Source organism: Fictibacillus sp. KU28468, from assembly GCF_026153615.1.
Lineage (GTDB): Bacteria > Bacillota > Bacilli > Bacillales > Fictibacillaceae > Fictibacillus_C > Fictibacillus_C marinisediminis.
On sequence record NZ_CP110666.1, the window covers coordinates 791,999 to 817,367 of the forward strand.

The 25,369-nt window shown below is 43.8% G+C and carries 19 protein-coding genes and 1 pseudogene; 14 read left to right on the plus strand and 6 right to left on the minus strand.

Annotated elements, in window-relative coordinates; genetic code table 11:
• Position 1: 1 nt before the first annotated feature.
• Entirely contained in the window at positions 2-670 is a 669-nt protein-coding gene (locus OKX00_RS03950) for a hypothetical protein (protein ID WP_265409516.1), read from the minus strand.
• A gap of 335 nt (positions 671-1,005) precedes the next feature.
• Between OKX00_RS03950 and OKX00_RS03955 the strand changes: the two genes are divergently transcribed.
• Entirely contained in the window at positions 1,006-2,490 is a 1,485-nt protein-coding gene (locus OKX00_RS03955) for a C40 family peptidase (protein ID WP_265409517.1), read from the plus strand.
• Between the two features lie 86 nt (positions 2,491-2,576).
• Here the strand turns inward: OKX00_RS03955 and OKX00_RS03960 are convergent, their stop codons facing one another.
• Positions 2,577-3,281 (minus strand): polysaccharide deacetylase family protein, encoded by a 705-nt coding sequence (locus OKX00_RS03960; protein WP_265409518.1) that lies wholly within the window; start codon positions 3,279-3,281, stop codon positions 2,577-2,579.
• A 310-nt stretch (positions 3,282-3,591) separates the two neighbouring features.
• Here OKX00_RS03960 and OKX00_RS03965 point away from each other — a divergent pair, with 310 nt between their 5' ends.
• Positions 3,592-4,368 carry a hypothetical protein gene (locus tag OKX00_RS03965; RefSeq protein ID WP_265409519.1) on the plus strand — a complete coding sequence of 259 codons (777 nt, stop codon included), beginning with the start codon at positions 3,592-3,594 and terminating at the stop codon, positions 4,366-4,368.
• Positions 4,369-4,408: 40 nt separating this feature from the next.
• On the opposite strand, the gene OKX00_RS03970 is transcribed toward OKX00_RS03965, so the two are convergent.
• Together OKX00_RS03970 and secA2 are read right to left on the minus strand one after the other, a co-directional pair.
• The gene (locus tag OKX00_RS03970) at positions 4,409-5,314 is read right to left on the minus strand and encodes an accessory Sec system S-layer assembly protein (protein ID WP_265409520.1); all 906 of its coding nucleotides are present in this window, start codon (positions 5,312-5,314) and stop codon (positions 4,409-4,411) included.
• On the minus strand, positions 5,314-7,692 hold the full coding sequence (secA2, locus tag OKX00_RS03975) for an accessory Sec system translocase SecA2 (RefSeq protein ID WP_265409521.1): 2,379 nt from the start codon (positions 7,690-7,692) through the stop codon (positions 5,314-5,316). Before secA2 ends, OKX00_RS03970 begins: the two co-directional genes overlap by 1 nt.
• Before the next feature lie 395 nt (positions 7,693-8,087).
• Here secA2 and OKX00_RS03980 point away from each other — a divergent pair, with 395 nt between their 5' ends.
• From OKX00_RS03980 to OKX00_RS04010, 7 genes are all read left to right on the plus strand, one after another.
• Entirely contained in the window at positions 8,088-8,456 is a 369-nt protein-coding gene (locus tag OKX00_RS03980) for a peptidoglycan-binding domain-containing protein (RefSeq protein ID WP_265409522.1), read from the plus strand.
• A gap of 94 nt (positions 8,457-8,550) precedes the next feature.
• Positions 8,551-10,347: a SpoIID/LytB domain-containing protein gene (locus tag OKX00_RS03985; RefSeq protein WP_265409523.1), complete on the plus strand. Its 1,797-nt coding sequence runs from the start codon at positions 8,551-8,553 to the stop codon at positions 10,345-10,347.
• Between the two features lie 129 nt (positions 10,348-10,476).
• Entirely contained in the window at positions 10,477-10,611 is a 135-nt protein-coding gene (locus OKX00_RS03990) for a hypothetical protein (protein WP_265409524.1), read from the plus strand.
• A 283-nt stretch (positions 10,612-10,894) separates the two neighbouring features.
• A complete protein-coding gene (gene wecB, locus OKX00_RS03995; RefSeq protein ID WP_265409525.1) occupies positions 10,895-12,040 on the plus strand; it encodes a non-hydrolyzing UDP-N-acetylglucosamine 2-epimerase in 1,146 nt (381 codons plus the stop codon).
• 123 nt (positions 12,041-12,163) lie between these two features.
• Complete coding sequence (locus tag OKX00_RS04000; protein WP_265409526.1) at positions 12,164-13,696, plus strand: glycosyltransferase family 2 protein; 1,533 nt, start codon at positions 12,164-12,166, stop codon at positions 13,694-13,696.
• Between the two features lie 322 nt (positions 13,697-14,018).
• Positions 14,019-15,443, plus strand: a complete 1,425-nt coding sequence (locus OKX00_RS04005) for an MBOAT family O-acyltransferase (RefSeq protein ID WP_265409527.1) — start codon at positions 14,019-14,021, stop codon at positions 15,441-15,443.
• A gap of 32 nt (positions 15,444-15,475) precedes the next feature.
• On the plus strand, positions 15,476-16,669 hold the full coding sequence (locus tag OKX00_RS04010; RefSeq protein WP_053356942.1) for a DHHW family protein: 1,194 nt from the start codon (positions 15,476-15,478) through the stop codon (positions 16,667-16,669).
• Positions 16,670-17,109: 440 nt separating this feature from the next.
• On the opposite strand, the gene OKX00_RS04015 is transcribed toward OKX00_RS04010, so the two are convergent.
• Together OKX00_RS04015 and OKX00_RS04020 are read right to left on the minus strand one after the other, a co-directional pair.
• Positions 17,110-18,153 (minus strand): glycosyltransferase family 4 protein, encoded by a 1,044-nt coding sequence (locus OKX00_RS04015; protein WP_265409528.1) that lies wholly within the window; start codon positions 18,151-18,153, stop codon positions 17,110-17,112.
• Between the two features lie 257 nt (positions 18,154-18,410).
• Positions 18,411-19,160: a WecB/TagA/CpsF family glycosyltransferase gene (locus tag OKX00_RS04020; RefSeq protein ID WP_256224645.1), complete on the minus strand. Its 750-nt coding sequence runs from the start codon at positions 19,158-19,160 to the stop codon at positions 18,411-18,413.
• 551 nt (positions 19,161-19,711) lie between these two features.
• Between OKX00_RS04020 and tagD the strand changes: the two genes are divergently transcribed.
• The 5 genes and pseudogenes from tagD to tagH all read left to right on the plus strand — a co-directional run.
• Positions 19,712-20,110: a glycerol-3-phosphate cytidylyltransferase gene (gene tagD, locus OKX00_RS04025; protein ID WP_265409529.1), complete on the plus strand. Its 399-nt coding sequence runs from the start codon at positions 19,712-19,714 to the stop codon at positions 20,108-20,110.
• Positions 20,111-20,225: 115 nt separating this feature from the next.
• The gene (locus OKX00_RS04030) at positions 20,226-21,302 is read left to right on the plus strand and encodes a CDP-glycerol glycerophosphotransferase family protein (RefSeq protein ID WP_234293319.1); all 1,077 of its coding nucleotides are present in this window, start codon (positions 20,226-20,228) and stop codon (positions 21,300-21,302) included.
• On the plus strand, positions 21,286-23,607 hold the full coding sequence (locus OKX00_RS04035) for a CDP-glycerol glycerophosphotransferase family protein (RefSeq protein ID WP_265409530.1): 2,322 nt from the start codon (positions 21,286-21,288) through the stop codon (positions 23,605-23,607). The genes OKX00_RS04030 and OKX00_RS04035 overlap by 17 nt, the downstream gene beginning before the upstream one ends.
• A gap of 29 nt (positions 23,608-23,636) precedes the next feature.
• Positions 23,637-24,455: an ABC transporter permease gene (locus tag OKX00_RS04040; RefSeq protein ID WP_053356949.1), complete on the plus strand. Its 819-nt coding sequence runs from the start codon at positions 23,637-23,639 to the stop codon at positions 24,453-24,455.
• A 15-nt stretch (positions 24,456-24,470) separates the two neighbouring features.
• Positions 24,471-25,259, plus strand: a pseudogene (gene tagH, locus OKX00_RS04045) (teichoic acids export ABC transporter ATP-binding subunit TagH); the annotation flags it as partial.
• Positions 25,260-25,369 lie beyond the last annotated feature (110 nt).

Below are 25,369 nucleotides of genomic sequence, written 5' to 3' on the forward strand. Positions count from 1 at the left end.
GTTATTTAATAAGTGTGATGGGAACAACAATATCAGGTCCAAGTCCATTTAAATCGTTATCAAACGGCTGGCTGATCGACCACTTTAGATTTTTAATACTGCTTAAAGAGCTTTTAACTTCATAAATGACTTTTCCTTTTTTGATCACTTGTCCGTTAAATGTCCCCTCAACAAGGTCTGAATCAGGATGTGAAAATTCCACTTGTTCCTTCGTGTTCAGGTTGAGTGCCCCTTGGGCAGGATACCATTCAACAGTTTGTTTGCTGGTGTTCTCAACGGCAACATCCATCACAACAGCACGGACCGGTGAAGAGTAGCTGTCCTTTTTGAAGCTCGGATGCAAAGTAACCTTTGAAATGGTGATTTTCATTGGCCCTGAAGTACCGGTTGCTTTTACATTGAATGTCTTAACTTGGCTGTTTGCAGGATGATAATCTTTGGCTTTCACATAATACGTATGTTTTTTACTGTTGTAGCTGACCTTTCCGCCAAACAGTTTTGAGATGTCATTCAACGGGACATATGCTTTTTTGTTAATCATCCTTACATCGGTTTTGGTCGTCCTATCATTAAAGTTCAGGTAGTATTTGGTCGCCGCATAAGCACCTGTACTAAAAGAAAGCAGGGCAACGAAAACCACCGCCAGCGAAATTTTAAGCTTTTTATTCATTTCAGTTCTCCTCCTGGTAGTTAAAATTAACCAAAAATAATACTATCCAATAAATTCTAGTATAAGACTTTTTAACTATAACAAGTATAAGGAACTAGTTAAATAGTAAGAAAGTATTATAATATAAAAAAGTGTCAAAGAAAGGGTGCCAGGCACCGCAATTACACACTTGTGTAACGGTGGTGCCTGGCACCATTATAATCAATTAGACCTAAGTCTCCTTCGTTCTACCCAAATATACAAAAAAGTTAAAAAATTTACTTGTCATCCGCCAGTTTCTTCCGATATATTTAGTAGTATATGGCACTTATGGTCGAATAAGGAGGGCTACGCATTTGAAAAAGGGTAACACGAACGCGGTTAAAACTCTGGTCATTTCCTCTGCTTGTGCGGGGGCAATTCTGCTTCTTCCGTCCAAAGGAGAGGCAGCATTAGGAGATCAAGTGTTACGGAACGGGATGAAGCATCCGGATGTTGAGGAACTGCAGCGGGCGCTTTTGCATCAGGGCTATTTAAAGTCTTCACATGTTACAGGTTATTACGGACCGGTTACCACAAACGCGGTAAAAGAGTTTCAGAAAAAGCACCATCTTGTGATCGATGGCATAACAGGCAAGATGACCGTCCGGGCGATCACACAGAAACCAGTGGTCAAACCGCCTGCCAGTACTCCAAAAACGGTGAAAGCCACCTATAAAACGCTGAAACAAGGCTCTCAAGGGAATGAGGTAGAGCGGCTCCAGCAAAAGCTGAAGGAGCTTAAGTACTTTAAATACCCTAAGATCACAGGTTATTTCGGCAGAGTGACAGCCGATGCTGTAAAGGCTTATCAGAAGGAAAAGAAAATTCCGGCATCGGGAATAGCGGATGATAAGACACAAAGATTACTCTTTAAGGCATCATCAGCATCTCCCGTGAAAAGCCAAAAGCCTGTCCCAGCTAAGCCGAAGCCGGCTAACGAGTCTTCGTTCATCCTTCGCTTGAATTCGGTAGGTTCCGAAGTCCAGGAGCTCCAATCTGATTTGAAAGCTCTTGGTTTTTACAATTATAGCCTGGACAGGATTTTCGGAAAAAAGACAGAGGCAAGCGTCAAGTCATTCCAAAAAGCGTATAAGCTACCGGTTACAGGAGTGGCGGACAGCAAGACCCTCACGATAATCAGTGCTGAAGCAAAGAAAAAAGAAGATGAAACGGCACCTCCGCCATCTGCAGATCTGCGGCTGCATTCGGTAGGTCCCAAGGTTTATCAGCTTCAATCCGACTTAAAAGTGCTTGGTTTTTATACATATAAGGTAGATAACATTTTTGGAAAGATGACAGAGATGAGTGTCAAATCATTTCAAAAAGCCTATAAGCTTTCCGTTACGGGAGTAGCCGACAGCAAGACCATTGAAAAAATCAAAGCTGAAGTAAAAAAGAAGGGGATTGAACCGGCTAAACCGCAAACAACGGCCAAGCCATTCAGCGTTATTAATCTAGTAGGTGATGCAGCAGAGCTTGTCGGAACGCCTTATACTTGGGGCGGCGAAACGGTGGAAGAAGGCTTTGACTGCAGCGGATTCCTTGTATATCTGTTTAAAAAGCAAAATGTACAGCTGCCAAGAACGGTAGCTTCTATTTGGGATGCTGGAAAAACGGTAAGCCAGCCGAAAGTGGGAGACATCGTATTTTTTGAAACCTATAAAAAAGGGCCATCCCATGCGGGCATCTATATCGGCAATAATAATTTTGTCCACAGCGGCTCTCGCGGGGTAGCAGTCAGCGACATTAGGCTGTCCTACTGGACCGACCGCTATCTAGGGGCTAAACAACTTTATTAATCTATAAAATTGGGTGCCAGGCACCGCCTTTTGACATATGTCAAAACGTGGTGCCTGGCACCCTTTTTTGAACTTGAACTTGCTTTTTATTTCTTCATCCTGAGCATTTCGGGAACGGTGACAAAGGTGTATCCTTGCTTTTTGAGACGCTCGATGATTTTGGGCAAGGCTGCTGTTGTGTTGCTCATATTTTTATGGGGGATGGTGTGCTGGAGGATGATCGCTCCAGGACGGGTCTCTTTTTTTACCGTGTTCAGGATGGTGCCTGTAGAAACACCAGACCAGTCGCGGGTATCCACTGACCAGATGACGACTTTCATGTGGGCACGCTTCGCTTCAGAGATGACGAGATTGTTATAGCTTCCGTATGGGGGTCTCATCACGGCCGGCTGATAGCCGATGAGGGGGTGCAGGAGCTGATTGGTCCTGGTTAGTTCAGATCGGATTTTGGTACGGTTTGACTTGGTAAGGGAAGGGTGGCTGTAGGTGTGGTTGCCGATATAATGGCCGTCTTTGTGGATCCGTTTAATAACTGTCGGATAGGCTTTCACCTGTTTTCCGACAACAAAAAAGGTGGCTTTCACATGATATTTCTTTAAAATGTAGAGAATTTGATCGGTTGTTTTTCCATCTGGGCCGTCATCGAAGGTAAGGGCCGCTACCTTTTTCGTTTTTGGACCGGAAGTGTATACATCAGATGATTTTGAGGCTGTAACGGATTGATTAGGAAGGATGAAGGAGCTTGCGAGCAATAAAGCAAATAACCCTAAGAAAAATATCCCCTTTTTCATGTTTTGATCTCCCTTTTCTCTAATGAGCTGCAATGGACAGCAGGCCTTATAGGTACGTGCTGTCCGTGTTTACCATCATTCGTCCCTTCATAAGAAATGAGCTGCATTTATAAGATTAGACGGCGGATTTTCCGAAAGGTTTCATTGTCCAAATAAATTCATGAAATCTTTGAAAAATCGGTTGGAGAGTTATTGACTTTTTACCCATTCGTTACCATAATAGGAATATAGTACTCTATTTTTGGATAATAAATGGTAATATTATATTAATATACTACTGGAATATGTAATTGAGGGAAGGGTCCACACCATGAAGGCAGGGGCAATTGAAGTCCATGACTGGAAAAGTAATATTGTTCCTCATCAAACAAACGAATGGTACTATCATTCTTTTAAAACCTTGCTTGGATTGAGGATAAAAGGATATCAAAACCGCCATCGTAATTACTTTTCTCTATATAAAAAAAACATTCGAACATTATATATCACGAAGCATGCGGCTTACCGATGGAACATACGCATTGGTCCGAACATGAGTCTTGTTTCCCTGCAATCATTTATGAATACGTTATGGTGTGAACCGGAACGGATGGTGATCGTCGGACGGAATACCGCCATTATTGACAATGAGATCGTCTTTACCTTTAAAGTCGAGAACGACAGCATGATCGTTACGACTTTCTATGGAAGGATCTCTATTCTGCCTGCCCTGCAAAGCATCACAAACCTGCATAAATTGAATGACTATCCTCATCAGCTGCTTGATCTTTATCTGCCGGAACATGTTTTGCGCCATCAGGTGCTGCCGATCCTGCCAATGAATTCAATGATGTTCTCTGGCTCGCGTTTTTCGTATAAACTGGAGGAATTTCTGTTTGACCGCAATACTCAAAAATTGATAAGCGGGTACCGCCATTCCCATGAAGGCTTTGAACGAAAATGGTTCTTGTATACATTTATAAACAGCGGCCAGCTTACGGTAAAGGAATTAATACCGGGGCAAAAGCTGGGTAAAAGTGTGAACAGTGCGCTTCGTCTTTTAGGACAGCCTCAGATGAAGCACAAGATGGAACTGCATACGCAATAAATGAAAAAGGAGAAACCCAGCCGGGGTTTCTCCTTTTGTTTTATGATTGTGGAGGATAGACCTTCCACGCCGATAGATCAGGTGTTTTGTTAAGAAGCAGCGCCTCCGGAAAAATGAAGGTCCATGGCTTGCTCGTATTGGCCTTCACTTCAAATTCGGTAAGCTGGAATGCTCCTTTGGCAGTCAGCTCGCCGCTTGCGTCTTCAAAGCATAACGGCAGCTGCTCCACCTTGATGTCCTTGTCGCTTCCGTTGCGGATGAGCAGGGTAACAGACAGATCGCTGTTTTCACCGATACGGGCTTCGATTCCCATAAAGTTGATCTCACCGGCTGTAAGAGGAGGAAGGTTATTCACCATCTCATAGAGCCTCGTTTTCTGCATGTCATTCAAGCTGTTCTCCCAGCTTTCATGGAGCATGAGCTGGTGCTCAGACGGTGCTTTCTTCTTAAGTTCAAATGCAATTCTCCACTCTTCTTCGGCTGGAAAGCCGTTTCCGAGCAGGTCTTCTTCAGAAAACAGGAAGATCCACGGCTGGCAAGTGTTAGCCGGCAGATCGCCCATGAGCTCGAGGTCAAAGGTTTTCCGTGCGAAGACGGTTCCTTCAGTATCAAGAAGGAGCAATGTGACTTCCTCAAAACGGATGCTCTTTGACAGGGTGTTGCGGATAAACGCGTTCACCATAAAACTGTCGTCATCGGATACAACATCAATTTTGGAGATCGAAATCTGGTTCGGTTTTAATTTAGGCAGCTGGGCATGATGAAACTGATACACGTAGCGCTCCTGAACGGTGATATCCCATTCCGGATGGATGTGCAGTAAAGTTTCAGCCTCTTCAGCAACGGGATCCTGACTGGCATCCGTATCTTGAACCGGCTCTACGACCGCCACGGGTGCCTCGTTTGTATCTTTACTATTTGTGCTTTTTTTGAAAAAGGATAGCATTACTGTCCTCCGGTTAATTCCGTTTGGCTGTATTGAACAACAGGCGCAAACTGGATGGTAATTTCTTGGTTCCATTCTCTATGCATGTCCAAAAAGGCTTCGTACGCGTCTTTTTCAAACATGCGGTAAGGATCTTCCTGAGAATAGCTCTTCAGGTGCATGCCTTCTTTTATAAAATTCATCGTTTCGAGGTGGCGCAGCCAGAGGGTATCGAGAGACCGGAGGATAAAGCCTTTCACCTCATGGTCACGCTCCATATTCTCCTCTGCAGCCAGGCGTTCCATCAGGGTGTTCCTCTCAGCCAAAAACCCATCAACAACATCCTGGATCTCATCTTTTTCCATATCGTTAAACATAGAATCGGTCAACGTCTGTTCTGGAAAAATCTTTTGAAGGTCAGCACGTAAATCATTAAGATCCCAATCCTCAAAAGGCAGTTCTTCCACACAATAGGTGTCGACCACATGTGTGGCATATTCCTTCGTGCTGTCCTGGATGAGAGGGTAAACGGATGGTTCGTCCAGGATTCGGTTGCGGAGCGCATAAATGACCTTGCGCTGCTGATCGGAAACGTTATCCACCTTCAGCAGGTGTTCACGTGCGGAATAGAAGATTCCCTCAATGGAAAGCTGTACTTTGTTCACAAACTTAAGAGGGTCAGGTTTGATAACTTCCCCTGTCCTGTTTGTTTCGGCTTTTTTGATCCATTTTTCAATTTCTTCTTTATCCATCTTGCTGAAGAGCTCGTCCTCAAGAGACAGAATGAACTGGGAGGAACCTGGGTCTCCCTGGCGTCCGGCACGTCCGCGCAGCTGGTTATCGATACGGCGGCTTTCATGGCGTTCCGTTCCGATAATATGGAGACCGCCGAGATCTGATACGTCTTCACCAAGCAGGATATCCGTACCGCGTCCGGCCATGTTCGTCGCAATCATGATCGTTCCTTTTTGCCCGGCCATGGAGATGATGCGCGCTTCCTGTTCTTCGCTTTTTGCGTTCAGGATCAGGTAAGGCAGGCTCTCCTTGTCGAGTAGGGAAGCCAGGTGTTCGGATTGCTCGATGGAGGTCGTTCCAACAAGGATCGGACGTTCGGTCGCGTGAAATGATTTGATATCGGTCACGATTCGTTTGAACTTATCAGCAAGTGTGCGGTAGACAACATCTGGCAGATCAACACGCTGTCTCGGGCGGTTCGTAGGAATCTCAACGACATTCAAATGATACGTGTTGTAAAATTCCTGTTTTTCCGTAGACGCTGTACCTGTCATGCCGGACAGTTTGCTGTAGATTCTAAAATAGTTCTGGATGGTAATGGTCGCCTGGGTCTCGTTCTCGTCTTTGATCTCAAGCCCTTCTTTAGCTTCGATCGCCTGCTGCAGCCCGTCACTGTAGCTTCGTCCTTCCATAACGCGTCCAGTGAACGAATCAACAAGCATTACTTCCCCGTCTCTTACGATGTAATCCACATCGCGTTTCATGACTGCGTGGGCACGAAGAGATTGAAGAACAAAATGGAACAGCAGCTGATGCTCTTCATCAAAGAGGTTGGAGATGCCGAAAGAACGCTCGATCGTCTGGACACCTTTCTCGGTAAGGAAGAGCTGCTTCGTATCCGCAACAAGTTCATAATGATCATCTCTTTTAAACATGGAGACGATCTGGTTTGTAATATAGAAAAGATCAGCTGACAGCTGTGATTTATTGGCGATGATCAGCGGAGTTCTTGCTTCATCGATTAAAATAGAATCAATTTCATCGACGATCGCATATTGAAGCGGGCGCTGCACCTTTTCAGAGGAGTGGAGAACCATATGATCGCGCAAATAGTCAAAACCGAACTCATTGCCCGTTCCGTATGTAATGTCGGCGGCATAGGCTCTTTGCTTCTCTTCTTTAGAGATCTGTGATGTGTTCAAACCGACCTCAAGGCCAAGGAAAAGATGGATCTTCCCAATGGTTTCAAAGTCACGGCTTGCGAGATATTCATTGACTGTGATAACGTGAACGCCTTTTCCTTCAAGCGCGTTCAGATAGCTTGGCAGTGAGGCAACGAGTGTTTTCCCTTCACCTGTCTGCATTTCGGCGATCGAGCCCTCATGGAGGACGAGTCCTCCGAGAAGCTGTACGTCATAGTGGCGCTGGCCCAGGATCCGTTTGCCGGCTTCACGAACAACCGCGAAAGCTTCCAGCTTGATATCCTCCAGCGTCTTTCCGCTGTTCAGCAATTCTTTAAAATAAGGTGTCTTCTGCTGCAGCTCCTCATCCGATAAGAGTGAAATTTGGGCTTCCAGCTCATTGATTTGCTGTACTTGCTTGTTAAATCGTTTAATATCTGCGGAAGAGTATCCTTCCATAACCTTTTTTACTATTCCCAGCATAATAAATTTGCTCCCTTTGTCACTTGCATATATATGGCATTTCTATCATATAAAACTATTTATTGGATGTCTATTCCAAATCAATAATATATTAACAGAATTTATCGGTGCCTGGCACCCTGTTTTGACAATTGTCAAAAAGAGGTGCCAGGCACCACTTTTTTGTCTTAAAGGTATTCAAAAATAGAGAAAACCAGCCGATATAACTACTATGAATCTCTGCAAATGCCTTGGCGTTTAAGTCTGTCTTTTCATCCAGCAAGATTCATCATCCAATCAGCCTTTTTATTTCAAGATAAAAACCTCCTGGAAAACGATCAGCACACCAAGTTGATAGAAAGGCAGTGCTTGCGGCCATATTAGCCGTCTTGCATTCGGATGAGGATAGAAAGGCAGTGAGAGATCCATTGCGTTCAAAGCTGAATATACTTATTCGTCCAATTCCTGAGAAGAAGTCTGTAAATCTGGAGATCCTTACAAAAACCGCTGTGAAGTTATTTCAAAAGAAACACAGACTTAATGAAACAGGAATACTGGATGCCAGCACCCGATTTTTGCTGGCAAGCAAGTTACTGGAGCTGCACAAAAAGCAAACTGCAGCCCAGCCAGCTTTATCGCAGAATGCCGTGTATGCTGAGCCTGCAGGACAGGTCAGCATTCCGGCTCCTTTTACACTTCAAAAAGAAAGAGTAATAGATTTGGCGGGGGATAGATGGCCCTCGCTCTATCTATGTCGAATGAAAATTTCACAAAATTTAAAATAATTGTAGAAAAATGGGTTATTTTTCCTTACTATGTAATTAGTCGCAATTAAATACATATTTATACAATTTATAAGGACTTATGCAGGGGGAGAAGATGAAGAAAAAGAAGTTTCAGAGTTTACTGGTTTTAACCATGGCCATTTCCATTGCCTTTCCGTCTGCCGAGGCAGCGGCAGCGGATTCGCCTGCTTTAAAAATGGGGAGCAAGGGCACAAGTTTGAAACAGCTCCAGCTGGACCTGAAGAAAGAAACCGCCCCCAAAAAAGTACAAAAAGCTGCCTATCCATCAGGCTTCAGCAGGGATCTAAAAAAGGGGATGAGCGGAAATGATGTCGGCAAGCTCCAGTCCTATCTGATTAAGCTTGGACAAACCATTAAGGCGGACAAGAAATTCGGAACTCAAACCTATAATGCGGTGGTCAGCTTTCAGAAAAAGAATAAGCTGAACGCTACTGGAACAGCAGATCTCAAAACATTAAACGCCATCGTAAAGGCAAATACAACAGCATCAGCGGCAAAGCCCCTGGCTCCAGCTGTACCGGTGCCTTACCCGGAAGGCTTTAAGCGGACACTAAAATCTGGCCACCAGGGACCTGATGTCCGGCTGCTTCAGGCTTACCTGACGAAAGCGGGATACAGGGTAGGTGTTGACGAAGTGTTTGGGAAAAATACGTTTGAAGCCCTTCGTAAATTCCAGCAGTCCATCAAGTATAAAGACAACGGGATTGCAGGACCGAAAACGCTGACGAGGCTCGTGCTGAAAGCCACTGTTTCGCCTGCCTACAAAGGGTATTTTTTCTCCGGAAAAGGGTGGGGCCACGCCGTTGGAATGACGCAATGGGGAGCACTCGGCATGGCGCAAAAAGGCTTCGGTTATCATGATATCCTGAAGTATTATTACACCGGGGTTGATTTTAAAAAAATCGACACGTTGAAACAGAATATTCGTGTCTGCCTCTCAAAAGAAAAAACATCGGTTGACTTGAACGGAACAGGGAGCTATTCCATCCAGGACATGCAGGGCAATGTATTATTTGAACCGGCTGCTCAAACCCCAACGAACGTTACCGTGGAAGACGGGGAGTTTCTACTTACTAACGGGGACGAAACAGCCTATATTGATCAGCCTTTTAAAGTGGTTTCTCTAAAAGGAAAATATTTGTCTCATAAGAAAATGAATTACAATGGTGTGCTGGAAGTGTCGTTTTCCGACAATAAAAAGAAACGAATCAATGTCATAAACCGCCTAAACGTGGAAACGTATCTGCAGGGAGTGGTGCCATCAGAGGTCAGTTCCAAATGGCATCCTGAAGCCATCAAGGCCCAAACACTTGCTGCTAGAACCTATGCATTAAAGCACCTTAGTCCAGCAGGCAAATGGGACGTTTACGACACCGTCGATTCACAGGTTTATAAAGGTGTGGGCCAGGAAGCAGCCAACGTCAATGCCATCATCAATGGGGAGACAAAAGGCGAGGTCATCACCTACAAAGGTGCCTTGATCAATGCTTACTTTTCTGCCTCAGCCGGCGGGTACACGGTGAGTTCTGGATTCGTCTGGAGTACGGATCTTCCTTATTTGGTCGGTAAGCCAGATCCTTATGATCAGTCGAAATACGCGAAAAACTGGTGGACGTACGAACTAAGTTTTGAAGAGATCAGCAAAAGGACTGCTTCGTTCAATATTGGCGAGGTAGTCGATATCAAGATCGTGGAAAAAAAGTACACCCGGCCTACGAAGGTAAGGATCACAGGGTTTAATGGAACAATTGAAGTATCAGGTTCTGCGTTCCGAAAACTAATGAACGGAGACGCCATGAAATCGGCCATTTATTCAGCAGATCTCGTTAAAAATGAACCAGTAAAAAAAGAGAGTTATCCAAAAGGATAACTCTCTTTTCAGGGGTTAGGGGTTAGGTGGTGGTTATATTAGCTATGTACCCCGCCTGTCTCTCATCTAAACCTAATTGAACAAATTTTTTTAAGCTGTTTTCGTAACCTTTGTTGCCCTTGGGAGTGGTTGATTTCCGTTTCAGGCTGCTCCCTTTCCGCGGGGCGTGCGCTGAACCCCTCTGCGCAGGCGCCTGCGGGTTTCACCTGTCACGCTCGTCCCGCAGAGTCTCGCACCTTCCACTCCAATCAACTTGTCAATTGAAGCTCTTTACAAAAATGTTCCCAAAGCAACAATCTTTTAGAAACGAGCCTTTTTTTAAGATGCGGCGAAAACTTATTTATAAATCGCTTACTGACGCTTAAAAGAGACCCTCAAGTCTTTTTTTTCAATAATAGGGGGTGATAGCTGGCGGTTCAATCACACCGGATTTACAAAAAATTGAAATACTGATTGTGGCTTGATTGACTACAGCGTAAAATAAAGGTAGCATGAATCATTAATGAATACATACAGCCTACACAGTTGTACTGAGCGAGGTATAAATATGAAGAAGAAAATTAAAGTAATGACGATTTTCGGCACTCGGCCTGAAGCCGTTAAAATGGCTCCGCTCGTCATGGAGCTGAAAAAGTACAAGGAAGAGATCGAGCCTGTTGTGACAGTAACGGCTCAGCATAGACAGATGCTTGATTCGGTGCTCGATACGTTTAACATCACACCCGACTACGATCTTAATATCATGCAGGACCGGCAGACGCTAAGCCAGATTACGACGAAGGCACTTACCGGACTGGAAGGGATCCTGATCGATGTCAAACCGGACCTTGTGCTGGTCCATGGGGATACAACGACGACGTTTGTGGCGAGCTTGGCCGCTTATTATCAGCAGATCACGGTGGGCCATGTTGAGGCAGGATTGCGGACGCATAACAAGTTCTCACCGTTTCCTGAGGAGCTGAACCGCCAGCTTACCGGTGTGATCGCTGACCTCCATTTTTCACCGACGCCGGCTGCTGCCCGCAACCTGCTGGATGAAAATAAACAGGGAGACAGTATCTTCGTAACCGGAAATACCGCGATTGATGCGTTAGCCACGACCATTCAGGACGTCTACACGCATGAAGTCCTTGAAAAGGTGGGAAATGACCGCCTCATTCTTGTCACGGCTCACCGCAGGGAAAATCTCGGAGAACCAATGCGAAATATTTTCCGCGCCATTAAAAGAATGGTGGAAGACTTCTCTGATGTGCAGGTCGTCTATCCTGTTCACTTGAACCCAGCCGTTCAAGAGCTGGCTAACGAAATTTTAGGTGACGATCCAAGAATTCACTTGATCGAACCGCTCGGCGTCATCGATTTTCATAACTTCGCTTCACGTTCCCATTTGATTTTGACAGACAGCGGCGGTGTGCAGGAAGAAGCACCGTCACTCGGTGTTCCGGTGCTCGTGCTCCGCAACAACACGGAACGTCCGGAAGGAATCGGAGCAGGAACGTTAAGGCTTGCAGGAACAGAAGAAGAAAACATCTATACGATCACAAAAGAATTGTTAACCAACAGCCAGGCCTATGAGGAAATGGCGAAAGCGTCCAATCCATACGGAGATGGACAGGCATCACGCCGGATCGTCGAGGCTATACTCTACCATTTCGGTTTGCGTACCGAGCGGCCGGATTCCTTTCATGCTTAATACTTTTACTATTTAGTCCGCCATGCCTTCATGAATTTTTTCATGAAGGTTTTTATGTTTTATTAAGGAGCCATCTGGGGAACATAAGGCCGTATGTATACAATATTTTATTGGAGGGATCGTATGTCTTCACCTTTTCGCCAGACAGCCAGAGAAATACTTCAGAGTGATAAAATCGAAATCGTGAATCACCCTTTGAGGAGGCTGGCCAAGTGGTTTGGCCGCAAAAAGAAAATAACCGTCGTTACAGCGGCTTACAATGTAGAGACGTTTATTCAGAAGACCATTGATTCAGTCATCCAACAAACCATGGACTTCGATGACATAGAATATATTATCGTGGACGACTGTTCCACGGATAAGACGAAGGAAATTCTTCATCAGTATGCGTCTATGCATAAAAACATATGTGTGGTTTCCTTGAAAGAAAACACAGGAACACCTGGTACTCCGCGTAACATTGGGATTGAGCTCGCAACGGGAATGTATATCACGTTTTTAGACGGCGACGATTGGCTTGAGCCAGATGGGCTGGAGACGCTCGTGAACATCCTCGAGGAAACCGGTGATGATTATGCGGTCGGGAAAACGATCAAAGTCACTTCGGATTCTGAGACTGTGATCGGCGAGCATGAATCGGTAAAAGAGAGGCGCAGCATCACACCGTACGAGATTCCCCGCATGTTTTACCATATGGGACCACGGGCGAGGGCGGTAAAGCTGGATCTTCTCAAAGAGCATGATATCGGCTTCCCGGATATGAAGTTTGGAGAGGACAAGCAGTTTTTCTGTGATGTCTTTTTCCATGTAGATACGATTTCTACGACAACAAAGCCGGTGTTTTTCGTCAACCGGACTGACGAAAATCCTGGTTCACTCACAAAGGTCACTTCTGTGCTGGATAAACGGCGCTGCGATCTGAAGGTCATACAGCATATTAAAGCGCAGAATCTGCCTGTTGAAAAAGAGAGAGCAGCGTTAACACGTCTTTACGAAATCGATATGTTCAAGACCTTTGACAGCCAGGTGTTTGTAAAATCGGATGAAAAAGAGGCGTTTGTTGACGTGCTCCGCGAGGCGATGGCAATAGCCAAAGACCTTCGCTATGACATCAGGGAGACTTTCCAGGTTCCGTTATACCGAGCGGCGGCTGATCTTTTTCTGGAGGACCGGATCGATGATTTCATCAGGCTGTTCACGTGGCTGAAAAGAGAAAAGAACAAAAAATACGTGATCAAAGAAGGGCTTCCGTATTATGAGCTTCCTTTTTTAAAAGACAAGTTTCAGCACATCCGGATCCCGATGCTTGCACGGGCTATCGATTCCTATACCGAAAATGAAGAGTATGTGCAGACCTTCGAAATTTACGGCGATTACCTTGCCCATGTAAACACGGTGTTGATCAGGGACAGAAAAAACTATGTTAATGAAATTCAAGCGGATTTCAAGATCAGCGGCAATAAAGGAGAATTCCGTATCCAATATGAGAAGCTGAACGAATTGAAGACAGCATTCTTTACGGTTTTCATCCGGTACAACGATTATGAACTGATCAATATCAAACGTATCTTAAAAAACGAAATCAACTATAAGGACCGCAAATTTGATTTTTACTCTACAAAAGCAAATAATATCGGGCTGAAAATAACGGAATAACCTAGCAAGCCAAGGACTTTAGCGGTCCTTGGCTTTTTTTTTCTAGCTTCAGCACAGTTCCTCGAGACGCTTCACTCTTACCTCTCAACACAAAAAACGTGTTGCTGTGTAAGAGCTCCAGCGCTTGTCGGAGCTTTGCAGGGCGCTTCAGCTTTTCGTAATTTCCAGAAGTTTGAACTAAAAAGATGGAAACCGGTTGTCAAAAAACCAATTATCTCTAAGAATACTATGAGTGGAAAGAAATTTGTCGAATTTTTGGGGGCATTTACGGTTTCTTTAAAAAATGTTTACAAAATAAAGTACAAACGAAAGGACTTTTTTTATGCTTTTTAGTTCAACTGTATTCTTGTTTTTATTCTTGCCAATCGTATTGGTGCTTTATTTCCTTTCTCCGCGCCCGTTTAAGAATACGGTCTTGCTCGGTGCTAGTTTGTTTTTTTATGCATGGGGTGAACCGCGGTTTGCCATTATCATGCTATTTTCCGTCGCTATGAACTATGTGTTTGCACTGATCGTCGATGCGAAGCGTGAGGACACAACGAAGGTGAAGTGGATCATGGGAGCCATGGTTGTTTCCAACCTGCTTTTACTTGGCGTGTTTAAGTATTCGAACTTTATCGTGGATAATATTAACGCAATGTTGGGGACGGGCATCGATATTCCTAAGATTCCGCTGCCGTTGGGAATCTCCTTCTTTACGTTTCACGCCATAAGCTATGTGATCGATGTTTACCATAAAGAAAAAGCGCAGAAAAACCCGATCAACCTGGCGCTTTATATCGCGTTTTTTCCACAGCTGATCGCAGGGCCAATCGTCCGATATCATACGATTTCTGACCAGCTTAAAATGCGTTATGAGACGTTCCAGCGCTTCGCCTACGGAACAAAGCGATTCATTATGGGGCTGGGAAAGAAAATGATCCTCGCCAACGGCTGTGCCTATGTGGCTGACCATATTTTCGCACAGAGCCCGGGGAGCATGTCGACAAGCCTTGCCTGGATTGGAATCATCGCCTACTCCCTACAGATTTACTTTGATTTTTCGGGGTATTCCGATATGGCCATCGGGCTGGCCAAGATGTTTGGCTTTGACTTTCTTGAAAACTTCAACTATCCATACATCTCACGTTCCATCAGTGAGTTCTGGCGCCGCTGGCATATCTCGCTTGGCTCCTGGTTCCGTGATTATGTGTACATCCCACTTGGCGGAAACCGAAAAGGGGAGATGAGAACCTACTGGAACCTGTTCATCGTATGGATGGCAACTGGCATCTGGCACGGTGCGAGCTGGACCTTTATCGCATGGGGTCTGTATTATGGAGCATTCATCATGCTTGAAAAGGCGTTCCTCGGAAAGCTGCTCAAACAGCTGCCGCGTTTTATCCAGCACTCTTATGCTGTTTTTATCGTGATTATCGGCTGGGTGTTCTTCCGTTCTGAAACGTTCAGTTACGCTTATGCTTACATTCAGACCATGTTTGGATTCAATGGTACAGGTCTTTGGGACACACATGTTTCTTATTATCTTACCCAGTATGGAGTAGTCATCCTGCTCGCCATCATTGGATCAACGCCATTATTAAAGCTCTTGATCGACAAGGTCGAGGACAAAGCGGAAATATCCCAAGGAATCCGTATTTTCGGCCGGGATATCGCGGTGACAAGCTATTATGCTGTCATCCTCGTCATTACCGTCGTTTACATGGTGTCTAATTCGTTTAACCCATTCATTTATTTCCGTTTCTAAAAGATTTCATAGAGAAAGGAGAGGATCAAATCATGAAGAAAAAAGCTGCTGATATTGTTTTGGTTGGATTTTTGCTGCTGTTCATCTTTGGCTTTGGATTATGGACATGGCTGAAGGATGATCAGCACGTGTCAGCCTTGGAGAACAGGGATTTGAAAATGCGCCCGGATGCGACGGTTCAGAGGCTGCTTTCCGGGGATTATTTTAAACAATTTGAAGCCTATTTTAATGATCAATTCCCGGGCAGACAGGCCTTTATTGAAGCCAATGCATCGGTTGATAAATACATCATGCAGAAGGATGAGATACGGGATGTGTATTCTCTCAAGAATGGCTACCTGATCAATCCGGTGCATCCGAAAGATAAGACGAAGGAAGTAAACGATAAGGTCAATTCCTTCGCTCATACGCTGAAAAAGAAAAACATTGATGTATATTTTGCATTGCCGCCGAATAAATCCACCATTATGGAGAAAAAACTCCCGGATTACATCGAGGCTCACGGCAATGAACTGTCGGACAAGCTGATGGCAGGTTTCTCAAAGGATGTTCATGCGATGGATTTAAGACCGACTATTCAGCCTCATCTTCAAGAGGACAATATGTATTTCCATACCGACCATCACTGGAAACCGCGTGCAGCTCATTATGCGTATGAAAAGGTTATTGATGAAATGAGCAAACAGCATCCTGGTGTCGGCAAGCCGATTCCGAAAAGCCAGTTTACATGGAAAGAGGCTCCTGAGACATTTTATGGATCCGACGCACGGAAAACAACGAAGTCGTATGCTTCCAAATCGGATACGATTACGATTGCTAAGCCGAAGTTCAAAGAAAAGCCGATTTCCATCTGTTATCGAAAAACGTGCGGCCATAAATTTTATGACATGTCCAAGTTAAAGTCAGAAGGGACATATGCCAACCGTTATGAGACTTATTTCTCTGGAGATGTATCGGAGGCTGTCATCAAGAACCCGAACAAGCCAAAAGGACCTAAAGTGCTGATTCTGAAGGATTCGTATGTGAACCCGATGATTCAGTTCGTGTCCCGCAACTTTAGCGAGACACGGATCATAGATATGCGCCACTACAAACAGAAGAGCGTCTATGAATACATTGACCAGCATGATATTGATGCCGTCTTATTCGTGCACAATATTAACTCCATCAACATCACGCCAGCCTTTGTAGACTTCAAACACCCAGGCGGCGGAGAGAACCAATAACCGTGTTAATGGCGCGGTACCAGTTGTCGCGGTGTCAGGCACCGCTAATAGACAAATTGAGAAAACCATCCATACCGGGAGGACAGCCTCCTGGGAGTGGATGGTTTTTTTTCTTTTTAAAAGCGAAAAAGGACGGCTTGGGCAGCAGTTTTTTTAAAAAAGGACTAATTAGGGGTTTTAAAGCTTACTCAGGGGCAACTAAAGCTGCTTTTTGGAGCTAAGATTCTCATTTACTGTCCAAAACACATGATTTACCCGCCAAAACAGAGAAAATACTGTCCAAAATAAGGAAATACAAGCCGAAATTGAAGAAATACAAGCCAAACGGACATTATGGAAACTAACATACGGCCAGGGGCAGGGGTATTCAAAAAAAAACCTCCAGCCATACTCGCCAAAAAACCCCCTCTCCGCCAAGGAGAGGGGGTTTCACTTTCTTCCTATTTATTAGGCCGCCTGATGGCGTTCAATACGGGTCTGTAATTTTGGCCAACCAGTCCGACTCCCTCGACAACAAGCTCAATGCCTAGGGTAAGTATGGCGATAATGAACAATGAGCCCCAAAGCGTTGATGTAGAGAAGAGGATCGCTGCAATTCCGAATACTGCGCTCATCGCATAGATGAGCAATACGGTTGTGCGGTGGGAGTATCCCAGGCGCAGCAGGCAGTGATGCAGATGCGATTTATCTGGTGCGGACAGCGGCTGCTTATGCAGAATCCGTCTGATGATCGCAAAGATCGTATCAGATATGGGAACACCAAGGATGATCACCGGGACCACAAGGGAAAACAACGTAACGTTTTTAAACCCGAGGAGTGATACGACCGAGATGATAAATCCTAAGAACAATGCTCCCGTATCCCCCATGAAAATTTTAGCGGGATGAAAGTTGTAGAACAAAAATCCAAGAGTTCCAGCTAGAACGATACCTGCAATAGCCATAACAAGGACGTTGCCCATGATAAAGGCCATTGCGGCAATCGTAAACAGTACTATAGAAGAAACACCTGCAGCAAGCCCGTCCAAACCGTCAATCAGGTTGATCGCGTTAGTGATTGCCAGGATCCACAGAACCGTTAGCGGAATGCTGAACCAGCCCAGCTCCAGGCGCCCATCGAAGGGAAGGTTGATGAAATGTACCTGAATGCCTCCGGAAACGACAACACAGAGAGCAGCTGCGATCTGGCCAGCCAGTTTTACTTTTGGTGATAATTCGTAAATATCATCGAGTAAACCGGTCATAATAATGATAGCTGACCCCATTAGGATGGGCATGGTATATGGGCTTTCCGGGTGTAAAATCCAGAAGCCGATTAAAAAGCTGATAAAAATAGCGAATCCGCCTGCACGAGGCATCACTTTCGCATGTACTTTTCGGTTGTTGGGATTATCGACCGCTCCGATGAAGAAGGCGGCTTTTTTTACTAAAGGTGTTAGTATGATCGATGCTAGAAAACATACGAACAGTGTAACGTAAAGCATATGACACCTCATCAATTTCAAGATATGTTTCTGTATACTCTCATAAGGGTCGAAAAGAATTGTCTATTCTTGTAGGTTGCAACAGAAACAACATGGCTATTGTCAAAATTTTTATTTTTGTCTATCGAATTATATCATAGAAATTCCAATCTAATGTATAAAAATATAAATATTTGGAAATACTGCACAGTCCAATAAAAAATCCCCGGCAGGAGAAGCAAGAATGCTTTCCTTTCCAGGGATGGTTTGATGAAATTTTATCGGACTGGAACTTTCGTCATCTGCTGCATTTTGAGTTGAAGAACTTTAAAAGCAAATTGCGGAAGAGCGATCTGCCGTTTCCAACGGGATGGCTGCTTCACTAGGCGGTAGAACCACTCCAGGTTCATCTTCTGCCAAACTTCTGGTGCACGCTGCACTTCTCCGGCAAGAACATCAAATGTGCCGCCGACTCCCATGAAGATACCGTGTTCGAAGCGGGAAAGATGCTGGCTGATCCAGGCTTCCTGGCGGCCGGCACCGAGAGCAACGAGAACGATGTCCGGTTTAATGTGCTCGATCGTGCTCGGGATTTTATCATCGTTCAGATCAAAGAATCCATGATGATAACCGGCGACGGTCACGTTTGGATATTCCGCTTCAATCGCTTCTGCAGCTTTTTCAATCACCTTGTCCTGACCGCCAAGCAGATAAACACTGTAGTTTTTCTCATTCGCAAGGCTTAGCAGGCGAAGGGTCAGATCAAAACCAGTCACGCGTTCAGGGAGCGGAAGTCCGAGAAGACCTGCTGATTTAATGATGCCGATTCCATCTGCTGTCACGTAGTCCGCGTTTTTGATGACACTCATAAAATCTTCTTCTTTACGCGCCTTCATCACGACTTCAGGGTTCGCCGTTACGACGAATGCCTTCTTACGGTCCTCAAGGTGAGATTGAAGTGTATTTATAAAGTTGTTAATCGTTGTATTTAGAAAGTCAATTCCTAATATGTTCACTGTATTGTTCATATTAATTCCCCACTTTTAGTGATTAAGTCAAACACAGCCTCTGCAGTAGGACTAGGTTTGTCCGACGTCCTGTCTGCAGCTAAATGCCTAGAGCATTCAACAGCTGTTTTATATGTGAGTTGCATTTATTCCGAATGAATCGAGTGAGCAAGAAATAAATGTCATTGTTTATTAAGACCTTGTAAAAAGACCTTAAAGATTATATTATAAGTATTGACGTTCCAAAGGGGAACATCTTTTAAAACCTAGTATACCATGAAACTTCTAAGTTTGTAAAAAGTATATTAAGATTTCGTTAACGTAAGGCTGAAATGAGCTTATTGTCGGCCGCGCAGTGCTTTAACGCTATTATATAAAGAAGCTTGTAATTTGTATTCCCTTTATATTATTCATAAAACATTTACAATAAGTTAATAAAACGTCAATTCCATGCGAAGAGATTAATAGCGAGAGAGACAAGCATCGATATAATTTACAAAATATTTACCTGTTATTAATTTATTGGAAATAGGGTAAATACAACTAGAACAATTTAAGGAGAGGATTGTAAGATGAAAAAGGTATTAACATATGGTACATTTGACCTGCTTCATTGGGGGCATATCAACTTATTAAGTAGAGCAAAAGATCTTGGTGACCATCTGACTGTTGGTTTATCAGCAGATGAGTTCAATGCGATCAAAAATAAAAAATCATACCACAGCTTTGAGAACCGCAAAATGATTTTGGAGTCCATCCGTTATGTGGATGAAGTCATTGCGGAAAGGACCTGGGACCAAAAAATCTCTGATGTCGTGGATAACAACATCGATATTTTTGTAATGGGTGACGATTGGGAAGGGAAATTTGACTTCTTGAAAGAGTATTGTGAAGTGGTTTATTTGCCGCGTACGATCGGAATCTCGACTTCTCAGATCAAAAAAGATCTATTTACTGTTAAAAATGGTTAAAGAAATAGCTATCTGGCTGTATCTGTTTTACTTCAAACTTCAGTTTACATTTTGTAAACTGTTTCCTGTGCGGAAGAATAAGGTAACCTTTGTTGTCTCTTTTGGGGATAACTCCGTGTTTCTTTATGAAGAATTGAAGAAGTTGCAGCCGGATAGCCATATTGTTTTTTTGGCGGCGAAAAAAGCGATTCCTAAATTGCAGCCCTACCAAAACAGTGCAAAACTTATCACCTTTGAAAATTCGATAATGAGCATGGCCAGGTCGGCGTATCACCTGGCAACTTCCAGAGTGGTCCTGGTAGATAATTATTTTGGTTTCCTGTCAGTCACCAATTTTAAGAAAGAAACAGAATGCATACAGCTTTGGCATGCCGCGGGCGCTATTAAAACGTTTGGACTGAAGGATGAATCCATTTCCTTTAGAAGCCGGCGTGCGCATAAGCGGTTTTTACATGTTTACAAAAACTTTCACAAAGTCGTTGTTGGATCGGACGCGATGGCTGATATATTTAAAGAGGCTTTTCAACTTTCATCCGCCAATTTTTTACGGACCGGTGTACCAAGAACCGATCTTTTTTTTAGTGGAAATCGGACGAAAGCTGTTAAAGAAAAACTATATCGGGAAAATACTGTTCTGAAAGACAAAAAAGTGATTTTGTACGCACCGACCTATCGGGATGACCAGTTGGATGAGTTTGAACTGCAGCTTGATCTTGATATGCTTCAGCGTGAACTTGGAGCAGAATATGTGCTTCTGATCCGCAGCCATCCAGTACTTAAGAATAAAATAAATGTTGAAGAGCAGTATCCCGGCTTTGCATTTGATTATTCCACCGGTTCTGATATTAATGAAATTTTATTGATTACCGATATTTTAATTAGTGATTATTCTTCCATTCCTTATGAATTTTCATTATTAAACAGACCGATGATTTTTTACCCGTACGATCTAAAAGAGTATAGTAAAACAAGGGGGCTTTGGGACAGCTATGAAAAACTCGTCCCGGGGCCGATCGTGTTTGACAGCCTCGAAATGGTAAAGGTAATTAAAGAAAAGGGTTATGACATGAATAAGGTTCAGCAATTTTCGGCCATGTGGAACCAATATCACTTCGGGCACTCGAGCCGGTTATTGGCTGAATATATTCTTGAAACAGAAAGAGAGAGAAACGTAAATGCAAGCGGAAGCTAACTTACAGATCCAAGAAGGTTTTGCACCCACCAAAAGAAGAAAATGTATTCTTCATAATATTGAATTCAAACAAGATATTGCTATCGTAAAATATCTTTTGAAATACAATTCAGTCTTTCAGGAGCCTTTAGCCGGGCACCTTCTATTTGTTGAGCGTATGTCAGGCCGTGAATGGCAGATTCCTTTTATGGTGTTAGAGGCTAATGAACAATATTATGTCCTTGAATCCAGGCTGGATCAGACTGAAATGGTAAAAGGGCTTGTTTGGGACGTTTACCTCATCATTCATGCGGAACAAGCAGTGTCTCCTGAGGAACAGGAACAGCCAGGAGACGTTAATGCAGAGGATGACGCAGACGAAGGGGAAGCTGCTGAAGAAGAAACAGCAACAGATGCTGACAATGACAGCGTAAACGAAAATGACAGTGAAGATGATCCCGAACCGGAAGAAACTATTGAAGAGTTTGGAGTTATCGAAAAGAAATACCGTATGAGGACGAAGCATTCATATCTTGAACTTGGTTCTATAGTCGATCCTGAAACGAAGCAGGCGATTACACCTTATACGACGAACAAAGGAAACCTTTCCTTTAAAGTCCATGACCGCGGTCCAGTTGTTAAAGTGGAAAATGCGGAGCTTGATAAAAGAGGAAATGTGACGCTGGAAGGGTTCTATTTTTCTCCTTTTCCATACGAAAATGAAGAACTGGAAAAAACGTTAGTCATCGGAGGCCCTGAAGGCTTTGAAGAACGTGTGATTCCGTTCGAGAGCGTTATACGGGAAGATCTTAATCCGTACTATCAGGAGGAGCAGCAGCCATATAAGGCAACTGGCTTTAAGGTGCACCTCCATGTAAAGGATCTCTGCAATACAGATGAGAATTCATTGACATTCCGCCTCTATTTCAAGTGGGAGGATGAGGACACTGCAGGGCCGGATCAAGGAGATTTGGCAATTCCGCTTCAGCTGGTTTCTTTCAAAAGAAGGATCAACAAGTATATTATTCTCAATACGAACAGCGGAAAGAAGAAGGTCTCACTAATAGCAAGGAAGAAAACGAGATCGATGCTCATTAAGGTGGTTCATTACAGCTTTGTGCAAGAGCTGAAAAAGAAAGTTCGCCGCACGATAACAAAGGTAAAACAGCACAAAAAGACGAAAAAAGCTTATATGGTTGCCTTTAAGATGGCTGGCTATCTGCCTGTTAAGAAGAACCTGGTCATGTTTGAAAGTTTTCTCGGCAAGCAGTACAGCTGTAATCCGCGTGCGATCTACGAATATTTAAAAGAGAACCGTCCTGAACTTGAGCTTGCCTGGAGTGTTGACGGAAGAAGTATCAGCAAGTTTGAGAATGCCGGCATCCCTTATGCCAAACGCTTCTCAATAAAATGGCTCTTTAAGATGGCACGTGCCCGCTATTGGGTGACCAACAGCAGAATGCCGCTATGGATTCCAAAAGCCAAACATACGGTTTATTTCCAAACGTGGCATGGAACACCGCTTAAGCGTCTGGCCGCTGATATGGAGGAAGTTCATATGCCTGGAACGAACACAAAGAAATACAAAGCGAACTTCCATAAAGAATCAAGCAAATGGGACTATCTTCTATCACCTAACGCTTATTCGACCGAGATTTTCCGCCGCGCGTTTAATTTCAATAAAGAAGTAGTGGAGGTCGGCTATCCGCGGAACGATGTACTCTACACGAAGAACAATCCTGCGGCCATCAAGGAACTTAGAGAAAAACTTGAGCTTCCTCAAGATAAAAAGATTATCCTTTATGCGCCAACATGGCGTGATGACCAGTTCTACGGCAAAGGACGATATAAGTTTGATCTTGAGCTGGACCTTCTGCAATTGAAGGAAAAATTTGGGGAAGATTATGTTATAGTGTTAAGGATGCATTATCTTGTTGCGGAGAACTTTGATCTGTCGCCATACGAAGGTTTCGCTTATGATTTCTCTTACCATGGGGACATCAATGAGCTTTATCTCGTATCTGACGTCATGATTACCGACTATTCTTCTGTGTTCTTCGATTATGCGAACCTGAAGCGGCCGATGATTTTCTTTGTTTATGACATCGAATCGTACCGCGATAAGCTGAGGGGCTTCTATTTTGACTTTGAACAGCTTGCTCCTGGTCCGCTCGTGAAGACAACAGATGAAGTCATTGCAGCAATAGAGAAATTTGAGTCAGACGGATTTACGATTCATTCAGAGATCTTTGATGACTTTTATGAACGATTTTGCTACCTGGAAAATGGACAATCTTCTCACAAAGCCGTTCAAAAAGTATTCTAAACCAATCTCTTTGGGAGAGGATTACGAAAATGATTTCAGCTTTTAAAGTACTAACAGAACAACTTAACAGCTTTTACCTGATGATGCGTTTATCCATGTATGAGCTTAAAATTAAAAACAACAATAACTATTTGGGGATGCTTTGGGAGATCCTGAATCCTGCCATCCAGATCAGTGTGTATTGGATCGTCTTTGGGATGGGAATGCGAAGCAACCGTTCGGTCGATGGTGTGCCTTTCCTTCAATGGCTTGTTGCAGGGATTGTCATCTGGTTTTTTATCAGCCCGGCCATCCTGCAAGGGTCAAAATCAATTTATACACGAATTAAAATTATCGCGAAGATGAACTTTCCATTAAGTGTTATTCCAAGCTATGTTATATTTTCGATTCTATATCCTAATGCTATATTATTGGGAATCATAGCAGTTATCTTTCAATTTACTGAAAAAGGAAAGATCTCATTATATTATTTGCAGCTTCCTTATTACATGCTAGCTGCGGTAGCACTCGTTTTTTCACTGTCATTGATCACCTCGACACTGTCAACGATCGTACGCGATGTACAGATGTTTGTGCAATCCATCATGCGGATGCTGTTTTATGTGACTCCAATTCTTTGGGATCCATTTAACAATCCAAAATTGCCGCATTTTCTAAAATTGATTGTAGAAGCCAATCCTTTTACTTATATTGTAGAAGGGTACCGGGATGCCCTCTTAAGCAAAGGCTGGTTTTTCGGTGATAAACTCGAATACACGCTGTATTTCTGGGGACTGGTGCTGGTTCTGTTCCTTATTGGTTCCACGCTGCATGTGAAATTAAGAAACCGATTCGTGGATTACTTATGATGCGGAGAGATGGACATGAGTAAAACTGTTGTAGTACGCAATGTAACGAAAAAATTTAAAATGTATAAAAAGCCCGCTGAAAAGCTGCTGGACATCATTCTGCCCAACGGATATGGCGAAGATTTTTATGCGATTCAAAATATAAGCTTTGAGGCAGATCAAGGCGATGTCATCGGCATCGTCGGGGTCAATGGATCAGGAAAATCCACGCTTTCCAACTTGATCTCCGGGATTATCCCGCCGACGTCGGGTACGATCGATCTAAAGGGAGAGGTATCACTTATTGCGATTGCCTCTGGCCTGAACAACGAGCTGACCGGCCGTGAAAACATTGAGCTGAAATGCTTGATGCTTGGCTTCAGCAAGCAGGATATCAAAAAGCTTGAACCGGAGATCATTGAGTTTGCTGAAATCGGAAAGTTTATCGATCAGCCGGTTAAAAAATATTCGAGCGGGATGAAGTCGCGTCTCGGGTTTGCTATTTCTGTGACGGTTGATCCTGACATCCTCGTGATTGACGAAGCGCTTTCTGTCGGTGACCAGACGTTTGCCGATAAGTGTCTCGATAAGATGAACGAATTCAAAGAGCGCGGAAAAACGATCTTTTTTATCAGCCACTCCATGGGGCAGGTAAAGAAGTTCTGTGAAAAGATTCTTTGGCTAGAATACGGAGAAGTCAGGGATTACGGACCAATGAAGGACGTACTTCCGAAGTATCAGGCATTTTTAAAAGAATATAAGGCGATGACAAAAGAAGAGAAGAAACGATTTAAAGAACAAGTGCAAAGAAAGCAAAGCGGACAGCCGCCAGTGGATAAAAAAGAGTTGCAATCAACGAAATAATATATAACTGAAAATAAATTGGGTGCTGCTCTTGAAAAAGAGAATGCATCCTATTTTTTTTAGACAAGATA

Bases quoted from the DNA above. Each gene is read 5' to 3' on its own strand.
- OKX00_RS03950 (WP_265409516.1), bottom strand. From the start codon at position 670: ATGAATAAAAAGCTTAAAATTTCGCTGGCGGTGGTTTTCGTTGCCCTG.
- OKX00_RS03960 (WP_265409518.1), bottom strand. From the start codon at position 3,281: ATGAAAAAGGGGATATTTTTCTTAGGGTTATTTGCTTTATTGCTCGCA.
- OKX00_RS03965 (WP_265409519.1), top strand. From the start codon at position 3,592: ATGAAGGCAGGGGCAATTGAAGTCCATGACTGGAAAAGTAATATTGTT.
- OKX00_RS03970 (WP_265409520.1), bottom strand. From the start codon at position 5,314: ATGCTATCCTTTTTCAAAAAAAGCACAAATAGTAAAGATACAAACGAG.
- secA2 (WP_265409521.1), bottom strand. From the start codon at position 7,692: ATGCTGGGAATAGTAAAAAAGGTTATGGAAGGATACTCTTCCGCAGAT.
- OKX00_RS03985 (WP_265409523.1), top strand. From the start codon at position 8,551: ATGAAGAAAAAGAAGTTTCAGAGTTTACTGGTTTTAACCATGGCCATT.
- wecB (WP_265409525.1), top strand. From the start codon at position 10,895: ATGAAGAAGAAAATTAAAGTAATGACGATTTTCGGCACTCGGCCTGAA.
- OKX00_RS04000 (WP_265409526.1), top strand. From the start codon at position 12,164: ATGTCTTCACCTTTTCGCCAGACAGCCAGAGAAATACTTCAGAGTGAT.
- OKX00_RS04005 (WP_265409527.1), top strand. From the start codon at position 14,019: ATGCTTTTTAGTTCAACTGTATTCTTGTTTTTATTCTTGCCAATCGTA.
- OKX00_RS04010 (WP_053356942.1), top strand. From the start codon at position 15,476: ATGAAGAAAAAAGCTGCTGATATTGTTTTGGTTGGATTTTTGCTGCTG.
- OKX00_RS04015 (WP_265409528.1), bottom strand. From the start codon at position 18,153: ATGCTTTACGTTACACTGTTCGTATGTTTTCTAGCATCGATCATACTA.
- OKX00_RS04020 (WP_256224645.1), bottom strand. From the start codon at position 19,160: ATGAACAATACAGTGAACATATTAGGAATTGACTTTCTAAATACAACG.
- tagD (WP_265409529.1), top strand. From the start codon at position 19,712: ATGAAAAAGGTATTAACATATGGTACATTTGACCTGCTTCATTGGGGG.
- OKX00_RS04035 (WP_265409530.1), top strand. From the start codon at position 21,286: ATGCAAGCGGAAGCTAACTTACAGATCCAAGAAGGTTTTGCACCCACC.
- OKX00_RS04040 (WP_053356949.1), top strand. From the start codon at position 23,637: ATGATTTCAGCTTTTAAAGTACTAACAGAACAACTTAACAGCTTTTAC.